Here is an 8312-nt window from a genome sequence, read left to right on the forward strand (position 1 = left end):
CGGATGAAACAGATTCACGGTATTCCCATCTAGGAGAAGCATGAAACGATTGCAAAACGAACTGACAGCGCTTGTTAATCGTGGAATGGACCGCCATTTGCGACTGGCGGTAACAGGATTAAGTCGCAGTGGAAAAACCGCATTTATTACTTCTTTGGTGAACCAACTTCTTCATGTGCATAGTGGAGCCAGATTGCCACTATTTTCTGCTGAACGCGATGGTCGCCTACTTGGTGTGAAACGGGTACCACAGCGGGATTTCGGGGTACCTCGTTTTGCCTATGATGAAAATATCGCAGCATTATATGACACGCCCCCTTGCTGGCCGATACCAACACGTGGAGTAAGTGAAATTCGCTTGGCTTTGCGTTATCGCTCTGAAGATTCCCTATTTCGTTACCTGAAAGAAACCTCCACCCTTTATTTAGAAATTGTCGATTATCCGGGCGAATGGCTATTGGATTTACCCATGCTGGAACAAAATTATCTGGCGTGGTCATGGCATATGAATGGATTGCTGAAAGGGGAAAGAGCGAATTGGGCTGAACCGTGGTTAGCATTATGCAAACAGTGTGATCCATTGGCTCCTGCTGATGAAAATCTACTTGCCAGAATTGCTCAGGCTTATACGGACTACCTACATCAATGTAAACAACAGGGTTTGCACTTTATTCAACCTGGTCGTTTTATCTTGCCGGGGGATTTGGCGGGCGCTCCGGTATTGCAATTTTTTCCGTGGCCGAATATCGGTAAAACCGGGGAGCTGCAATTAGCAAAAGCGGACAAACATACCAACATCGGCATGTTGCGTGAGCGCTTTGCTTATTACTGTGATCATATCGTTAAGGGATTCTATAAAGAGCATTTTCTCCGTTTTGATCGGCAAATTGTTCTGGTGGATTGTCTGCAACCATTGAATAGTGGCCCGCAAGCATTCAACGATATGCGGCTTGCATTGACACAACTTATGCAAAGTTTCCATTATGGTAAGCGAACGCTATTTCGTCGTTTATTCTCGCCCTGCATTGATAAATTGATGTTTGCTGCCAGTAAAGCTGATCATATTACGGCAGATCAGCATGCCAATTTTGTTTCTCTTTTACAGCAATTGGTACAGGAAGCTTGGCAAAATGCGGCGTTTGAGGGGATCAGTATGGATTGTGTAGGGCTTGCATCTGTTCAGGCAACAGAGAACGGCATTGTCATTCATGAAGGCGTAAAAACTCCTGCCATCAAGGGCAATCGCTTGTCAGACAATAAATTGCTGACGTTTTTTCCGGGGGAAGTACCAGCGCGCTTGCCAAATAGTGAATTCTGGCAAAAACAAGGGTTTAATTTCGAATCATTCCGACCAAGACAGGTCAATGCTGACACACCGTTACCCCATATTCGCATGGATAGTGCGATGGAATTTTTACTGGGAGACAAATTAACATGACCGAACCTTTGAAACCGAGAATTGATTTTGGCGATTTTGTACAAACCTCATCAGAACCATCACTGAAATCAAAAAAAGAATTTACTGGGCAGGAAAAAGAGTTCTATCCGATTATGCCAGAGTTGGAAGTGGAAGAGCAGGAAGGAGAATTTGAAGGTGCATTGAATGCTGCTTTGAAACCGAAACGTAGTTTTTGGCGAAAAATTTTTTCCAGTGCTGTATTTTTGTTGGGAGTGAGTGTCGTTGCACAATGTGTTCAGTGGATATATCAAGCATGGCAGCAACATGATTGGATTGCACTGGGGATCTCTGCTGCTGGCAGCATGATCGTTTTTGCGGGAATAGGCAGTGTGGTGAGGGAATGGCGGCACCTTTACCATTTACGACAGCGTACAGAAGAACGAGATATTGCGAAAACACTATTGCAAAGCCATGGTATTGGCAAAGGGCGCCAATTTTGTGAAAAATTGGCAGAACAAGCGGGAATTGGGCAACAACATCCGGCATTGCAGCGTTGGCAGGCTGCTGTGCATGAAACCCACAATGATCGTGAAATTGTCATGCTATATAGTAAGTTGGTTCAGCCTGTCTTGGACGTTCAGGCCAAGAAGGAGATCAGCCGCTCTGCTGCGGAATCAGCGTTGATGATTGCTGTCAGCCCATTGGCTATTGTGGATATGGCCTTTATTGCCTGGAGAAATATTCGACTTATTAATCGAATTGCAGCACTTTATGGAATCAAATTGGGCTATTTCAGCCGCATTCGCTTATTTCGGTTAGTATTGCTGAATATTGCCTTTGCAGGAGCATCGGAATTAGTAAGAGAAGTGGGTATGGACTGGTTATCACAGGATATTGCGGCCCGTCTTTCTGCACGTGCCGCCCAAGGGATCGGTGCAGGGTTACTTACAGCCCGTTTAGGCATCAAAGCCATGGAACTGTGCCGCCCTTTACCGTGGATTGATGGAGATAAACCGAAGTTAGGGAACTTTCGTCACCAGTTGCTTACTCAGCTTACAAGTACGTTAAATTAGTCACCTTTTATCACTAACAATCACGTATAGTCATGGATTCTTGTTTAATGCTTTAGTTTTTAACAAAAATAAAATTTAACTTAATCTGTTGTAATCACCAATAGTCACAGGTATTCACTTAGTGTCATGAGAAAAATGTACATTGTCGTGTACATGAACTACATTAAAAGCTGTATTATTTTTTAAGGAAAGTGATATGGCTATTACTGATTCATGGCTCCGTTCTATTAATGGTAAGCCCCAAGAAAAAATCACTACTAAATCAGATAGGGATAGCCTGTCTGTTCGTGTTACGCCTAAAGGAAAAATCATATTCCAGTTTAGGTATAGATGGGGTGGTAAAGGAGATAGGATAGATATTGGCACTTATCCAGCAACTACCCTAAAAGACGCTCGTGATTCCGTGATTTTTTATCGTGGGGAATTAGAGCAGCATCGCAATCCCAAAACAGTTAAACGTGTTCGCAAAGAATCTGCACTGAGTGCCGTAACTGTGGAAGATCTCATACGGGAGTGGTGGAAAACAACAATGAAAGGTTCAAAGGTTAAAGCCAACCAGATATTGCGCTCTTTTGAAATTTATGTTTTCCCAAAAATTGGTAAATTATCTCATGATGAGGTAACACTCCATATCTGGCTTTCTTTAATTGAAAGCGTTATTAAACAGGCACCGTCAACTGGCGCTAGCATATTGGCATATTCTAAAACTGCACACAGATGGGCTGTTCGAAGAGGGATAACTAACAGTACTCCGTTGTCCGATGTGATATCGAGTGATTTAAACGGAAAGGATACGAAGGATGATATTATTATCGAACCTGAGATGGGAGAACAGACACTAAATGAAGAAGTATTGGTGGTTCTTTTCCAGATTATCAACTCTCCTCAATATAACCCACGTAATGCGCTAATTGTGAAATTATGTCTGCTATTTGGCTGTCGTATTGGTGAGCTATTGAAAGCTAAAGTTAGCGATTTTGATTATGAAAAAGATGTTTGGATTGTCCCTCCTAAAAACCATAAGACAGGTAGAAGGTCTAAAAAACCCATCATCAGACCGATTATTCCAGCAGCTAAGGAGTTAATTGAGCAGGCGAAGAAATTAAACTACGGGAGTGAATACTTGTTTACTGTGTCGGATGGCAAGCATTTTGCTCAGGGTTCTCATATTGGTGTAGTTGCTGTCCTCAATAAAAAAATGTCTACTCATCTGCCTGATTATACTTACTGGTCAATCCACGACCTACGAAGAACTATGCGCACAGGAGTTTCTGAATTAACGTCACCTCATGTAGCTGAGATCATGATAGGCCATAAATTACCGGGAGTGTGGCAGGTGTACGATAAGCACACCTACCTCAATGAGCAGAGGGAAGCCTATGAGCGCTGGTGGGAGAAGCTGACTAAAATCGTTTCCCGTTCTCCCAGTCAAGAACGTCCTGTCGCAGAAAATTAAGCTGGTCAGATTTAAACTTGGGTTTTGGGAAGCCTTCTCTTTTTTGCTTCCCATTACCACACCACAATCTTATTGTATGTGGCTTTACGCCATACCGATCTGCCAGTTCCTTTGTCTTGATGTGAGGGGATTTCTCCATCACTCCCCTCCTTTCTGATACCCGTTCTCCAAAATCATTTTTGCCACTACTGCCGGTGTCGCCTTATCACGCCACCAAGCATCAAAAATAATGTTGTTCAGCTCCGTACTGAGAATATCCTCCAAATTTTTTGGCCTTTCAGAGTAGGGCGCCTCATCAGGCACCCCCATCATCACGTCAATAATAAGCTCGGCAATTTCCTTTTCTCCCCGTTCTGGCTTACGGTATCCTGCCTGCCAGATTGCATCGGTGATGTCAGCAGGATAGCCCCAAGCCGAGGCGATGATTTGGGTGAGGTGGAAGGAGTTACTGATCATTTCCAGCTCTCCATCCCGCTGAAAAAAGTTGAAAATATTTTCTAGTGTAACTGCTAAAATATTCACCATTTTTATATTTAACCAATAAGTTGGTATTAAATTGAGGGCTATCGGTGATAAATTTCTCAAACTCCTTTTGGCATAAAACTGACTTTTCTCTTTGCTTATCTGCCTTCTTCAACAACCACTCTGCCCATTCGCGCCCATCATCAATGTGACCGGGTAACCCAATTTCATTCTGTGCGTTATCGATGCTGATCATTGTTGTTCTCCGCTGTTTTCATCATCAAAAATAGCCATTTGGCCTGCCTCTTTCAGTGCACTAATCATTTTCTGGCGTTTCCCTTTGGTCTTTTTGCGCGCATTCATAATTTGGCTGCACACAGAAAGCAACTCAGCTTCGTTCTTCTCATCCTTTGCTAGCTGGTGGCGTAACTCATCAAATCGTCCAACCATGTGATCGAGAGACGGCAAGGCATTAATCCCGATGTTTGATTTTCCCGATTTGAAATCGATAAATGCCTGGTTCACATCGAGCTGAAAGTCCGGTCGAATCCATCCCGCGTAAGAAACAGCTATCAGCTCATGTGCATAAGTACCCGGTAATATACCGCCATTGTTTACATCGACGGCTTTTTGACCAGACTGCAAATATGCCGTCTGATTGTTTTTCAATAACTTATCCTCCAGTTCTGCGATCAGCTCTTTTGCGTACTTGGTTCTGAGCCATTGATTGGGGGCTTTGTTCTCATTCTCGCCACTGGCCTTGTGTAATGTGTTCAGGTTGTAGCGCCCGAATTCATCAAGGGGAATTTCAACACCGACAACCACAGGTAATAGTTTGCCTTTCATTATTTTTTACCTCGCTTATTACGCCCTTTTTTTGCTGTCTTCATTGGCGTTATCTTCACCTCTGCCACTTTCAGCGCGGCAGGCAAAGGAGGGCAGATGCCCTCGTGAATGTAAAAATTACGTCTCATGCGGTGGATATGCCGCTTCGAGTGATCCCTGCCGTCGTCAATGTGGACTACCGTTCTGACCAGCTCGTCGTTAATGTCCACCCTCTGACGGTGCTCCTCAGTCATTGAAACATCCCCTTGGCTGCCAGCGTGTCGCCCATGTCATTGATCATGCTTTGCCATATTTCACGCCCGTAGCCTGTCAGACAGCCATTGATTACACATTTTTCCATCAGGTTAATGGCGATGACTTCCCATGCCGGGTAATTCTGCTGTAGTGCTTCCAGTGCGTAACTATCGACCAGCTCACGAATACCTTTTACACCATCGACAATAGCGACATTGATTTCTGTTTTGCCGACCTGCATCGTGAAGTGAGCGCCGCCGTTACGGGTCGTTACATCGTGGTAGATAGCGGCTGCGTAAGTATTCGCGAGTGCGTTGAGGCGAAAGTTTTTCGTTATCATGTGAACTTCCTCTCAATGAAAGATCGGCATAGAGTCAAACTCACCAGACTCGACCGCTTTGATTAAGTCATCGTGCAGGGTAGAAAGCCCCTCACGCCCTTTCTCGGATAACCAGTTACCTTTCTCAGGCTGCGTATTGATAAAATCCATGTACATTCTGACCGCCATATCCGCCCCTTCTTCGCTACCGCATTGCTCAAAGGCGATCCCCTCAATATGGGTTGCCAGCATCAGGCGCTCTGCGAATGGGTATACCGTGATTGCCGCCGCCCCATTAATATAAATAGCGGCGGTATCAGTGCCGCCCTGACCGTTATCAACCTCACGGGTGCCGTTTCTGTCTATTTGCTCTTGCACAAATGAGGCTGATACAAGCCACCGCCACAACATCAGCAGTTGCTCATGGGCTGGCTCATAAAAGCCCGCCTGCCAGCCAAGAGAAATAGTCGCCGCCAGCTCAAAGCCCTGCAATAAATCGCGGTCATACTGACCCGCGTCCAATGATTTCAGCGCCTCTACATAACCTACGATTTCAGTATTCGCTGCCTCAGTGATGACAATCACGCCATACTTGCCGTAATCAAATGTTGTTTCAGTGTGATGTTTGCTCATTACTTACCCTCCCACCCGATAACCTGAAAGATCCCCATTTTGGGATGTGTCCAGCGAGTGCCGCGCTTCTCTGCTTCGCTCATCATCAAACGGAACGCGCTCATGAAATCTTCCTTGAATACAATTTTCATGGGGCGGGGTTGTCCATCCGGCGTCATAGTGGTGATGGTTTGCGTTGGAACGTTGCACTGCTCAGCTAAGGTGCGGCATTTGGTATTGGTTAGCCCTGATTCGGTCGCAGCCAGAGAGAACCCAATCCAACCGGCAGGGATGGTTCCACGCTTGATTTGCTCGATAGCTTCATGGGCTTGCTCAACTTGTTCGCCAATGTGGTTAATCTGACGTTGTTGCTGGGCGGTATGACTGGCGATCCTGGCAATCATTTCAAGTTCGCTCAGTGCTGTTTGTGGCTTGCGGAAATAACTGCTAACCAGTTCACGCTGAACCTGCCACGCTAAGTCGTCAGTGAAAGACTTAACTAACATCAAGTAGCCCGATTCTGTGACTAAATGAATGTCGCCTCTGGTCATTGGTGAAATTGTACAAATTTTGCGCCGACGAATTTCGTCGCTACAAATAGTGAAGTAATCTTCGCCTTCAATCAGGCGTGAACGATTTTCACGAAAGTTGCGTCCGGCTGTTCCTTCTGGCCGTGCGTGAACCTGATCAATCATTGAGAACGTCACGACACGTTGTCCTTGATATTCCACGACAGGCATTTGAGTTTTATTAATAGTGATTAATTCAGTCTTACTGATCATTATTCCACCTCGGTAATTTCAATATTTAATTTTTTGGCTAACCGTCTCTGTTTTCGGTTTAATGGCATCTGGATTTGATCGCCGATTCTTTTAAAGTTAGAGAGGTGCTTACATACATTGGTGTAATCATCGACCTCGTTTCGTTCCAAGCTGAGTCCTTGAGGAATGGTCATTCCCGCATAACCTTGCTGAGTTTTACTTCTTGGTTTTTTAGCCATTACCTGACTCCTTTCTGTTAAAATAATTAGCGATGATTTCTTTCTGAGTTTCCCAAGCTAAGGGATCTCTCATTATTTTGATTAATATCAAGTAACCGCTTTCTGTAATAAGTCGTAGGTGATTTGCTCTTGAATCAACAGTATCCTTGGGCAATAGATTTAACTCTTTTTTACCTTTCAATAAAAATGTATCCACACCATATTTAAATTTATCTTTATGTCTTCGGTAATTTTCCCCTATGGTTTTTTCGGTTCTATTGTGTAATTTTTCAATCATTGCAAACGTAACGACTCTCTTTCCCTCCCATTCAATTACTGGGTATTTATTTAAGAATTCTTTTGCCTGTTCATGTTCAGTCATTATTCACCTCTGCCTGTTGAAACTTTTGTTTCCACTTATTTGTTTCAGGGTGATTTTCGAGGTGATTTTCCAATACCTCCGCCGTTCGTTTGTTTACTGCTGCTATTTTTCTGTTTTCTTTCTGAGTTCTCATTGCTTCGCTATAGCTGTTATGTAAGGAATGCCTTTTTTCGTTATGCTCCTGACGATATTCAGACCATAATTGAGTATTAAGGCTGGTGGCTACTTCTTTGGCCTTCCCCCAATATAAAGCTGCAAGGTCGTATTTTTCTTCTTTCTCTTTCTGGATGGCTGTACTAGCAAGGTCTAAATAAGTTTCATTTTTCATGTTATTGGCTCCGTTTTCTTCGCAATAAATTTTAATATTTCATTCATAAACCCATTACCTTCTGCGGTTAAATTTCCGTGCTTGTTGTAAAAGCTGTCATATGTACTTATAAGTTCATGTGATTTATGTTGATGCTCGCCAAGTCCATCTTCAAAGAACTTAATTAAAGCGAGAGTCAATATTTCCTCATCTAAATCCAGCCTGCAATTAGTTCTATTCACT

The 8312-nt window shown here is 43.8% G+C and carries 12 protein-coding genes and 2 pseudogenes; 3 read left to right on the plus strand and 11 right to left on the minus strand.

Features of this window, described 5'->3' with window-relative positions:
- Positions 1 to 40 precede the first annotated feature (40 nt).
- The 3 genes from PSI23_RS05390 (at position 41) to PSI23_RS05400 (ending at position 3928) form a co-directional block, all read left to right on the plus strand.
- Positions 41 to 1438 carry a YcjX family GTP-binding protein gene (locus PSI23_RS05390; protein ID WP_273554117.1) on the plus strand — a complete coding sequence of 466 codons (1398 nt, stop codon included), beginning with the start codon at positions 41 to 43 and terminating at the stop codon, positions 1436 to 1438.
- Positions 1435 to 2472 carry a YcjF family protein gene (locus PSI23_RS05395; RefSeq protein ID WP_273554118.1) on the plus strand — a complete coding sequence of 346 codons (1038 nt, stop codon included), beginning with the start codon at positions 1435 to 1437 and terminating at the stop codon, positions 2470 to 2472. Before PSI23_RS05390 ends, PSI23_RS05395 begins: the two co-directional genes overlap by 4 nt.
- Positions 2473 to 2668: 196 nt before the next feature.
- Positions 2669 to 3928, plus strand: coding sequence for a tyrosine-type recombinase/integrase (locus tag PSI23_RS05400; protein ID WP_273554119.1), 1260 nt, complete (start codon positions 2669 to 2671; stop codon positions 3926 to 3928).
- A gap of 138 nt (positions 3929 to 4066) precedes the next feature.
- Here PSI23_RS05400 and PSI23_RS05405 read toward each other — a convergent pair whose 3' ends face one another.
- The 11 genes and pseudogenes from PSI23_RS05405 to PSI23_RS05455 form a co-directional block, all read right to left on the minus strand.
- A complete protein-coding gene (locus PSI23_RS05405) occupies positions 4067 to 4384 on the minus strand; it encodes a hypothetical protein (RefSeq protein WP_273554120.1) in 318 nt (105 codons plus the stop codon).
- Positions 4374 to 4646, minus strand: a complete 273-nt coding sequence (locus PSI23_RS05410; protein WP_273554121.1) for a hypothetical protein — start codon at positions 4644 to 4646, stop codon at positions 4374 to 4376. The genes PSI23_RS05405 and PSI23_RS05410 overlap by 11 nt, the downstream gene beginning before the upstream one ends.
- A gap of 241 nt (positions 4647 to 4887) precedes the next feature.
- Positions 4888 to 5236, minus strand: a pseudogene (locus tag PSI23_RS23155) (KilA-N domain-containing protein); the annotation flags it as partial.
- A complete protein-coding gene (locus PSI23_RS05420; RefSeq protein WP_273554123.1) occupies positions 5236 to 5469 on the minus strand; it encodes a hypothetical protein in 234 nt (77 codons plus the stop codon). The pseudogene PSI23_RS23155 and the gene PSI23_RS05420, both read right to left, overlap by 1 nt.
- On the minus strand, positions 5466 to 5810 hold the full coding sequence (locus PSI23_RS05425; protein WP_273554124.1) for a hypothetical protein: 345 nt from the start codon (positions 5808 to 5810) through the stop codon (positions 5466 to 5468). Before PSI23_RS05425 ends, PSI23_RS05420 begins: the two co-directional genes overlap by 4 nt.
- A 12-nt stretch (positions 5811 to 5822) precedes the next feature.
- Positions 5823 to 6422 carry a hypothetical protein gene (locus PSI23_RS05430; protein WP_273554125.1) on the minus strand — a complete coding sequence of 200 codons (600 nt, stop codon included), beginning with the start codon at positions 6420 to 6422 and terminating at the stop codon, positions 5823 to 5825.
- Positions 6422 to 7183: an ORF6N domain-containing protein gene (locus PSI23_RS05435; RefSeq protein WP_273554126.1), complete on the minus strand. Its 762-nt coding sequence runs from the start codon at positions 7181 to 7183 to the stop codon at positions 6422 to 6424. The genes PSI23_RS05430 and PSI23_RS05435 overlap by 1 nt, the downstream gene beginning before the upstream one ends.
- Complete coding sequence (locus PSI23_RS05440) at positions 7183 to 7401, minus strand: hypothetical protein (RefSeq protein ID WP_273554127.1); 219 nt, start codon at positions 7399 to 7401, stop codon at positions 7183 to 7185. Before PSI23_RS05440 ends, PSI23_RS05435 begins: the two co-directional genes overlap by 1 nt.
- On the minus strand, positions 7394 to 7762 hold the full coding sequence (locus tag PSI23_RS05445) for an ORF6N domain-containing protein (protein WP_273554128.1): 369 nt from the start codon (positions 7760 to 7762) through the stop codon (positions 7394 to 7396). The genes PSI23_RS05440 and PSI23_RS05445 overlap by 8 nt, the downstream gene beginning before the upstream one ends.
- Positions 7755 to 8090, minus strand: a complete 336-nt coding sequence (locus PSI23_RS05450; protein WP_273554129.1) for an ANR family transcriptional regulator — start codon at positions 8088 to 8090, stop codon at positions 7755 to 7757. The genes PSI23_RS05445 and PSI23_RS05450 overlap by 8 nt, the downstream gene beginning before the upstream one ends.
- Positions 8087 to 8312: pseudogene (locus PSI23_RS05455) on the minus strand (hypothetical protein); the annotation flags it as partial. The gene PSI23_RS05450 and the pseudogene PSI23_RS05455, both read right to left, overlap by 4 nt.

This window comes from Xenorhabdus yunnanensis (assembly GCF_028598805.1).
Classification (GTDB): domain Bacteria; phylum Pseudomonadota; class Gammaproteobacteria; order Enterobacterales; family Enterobacteriaceae; genus Xenorhabdus; species Xenorhabdus yunnanensis.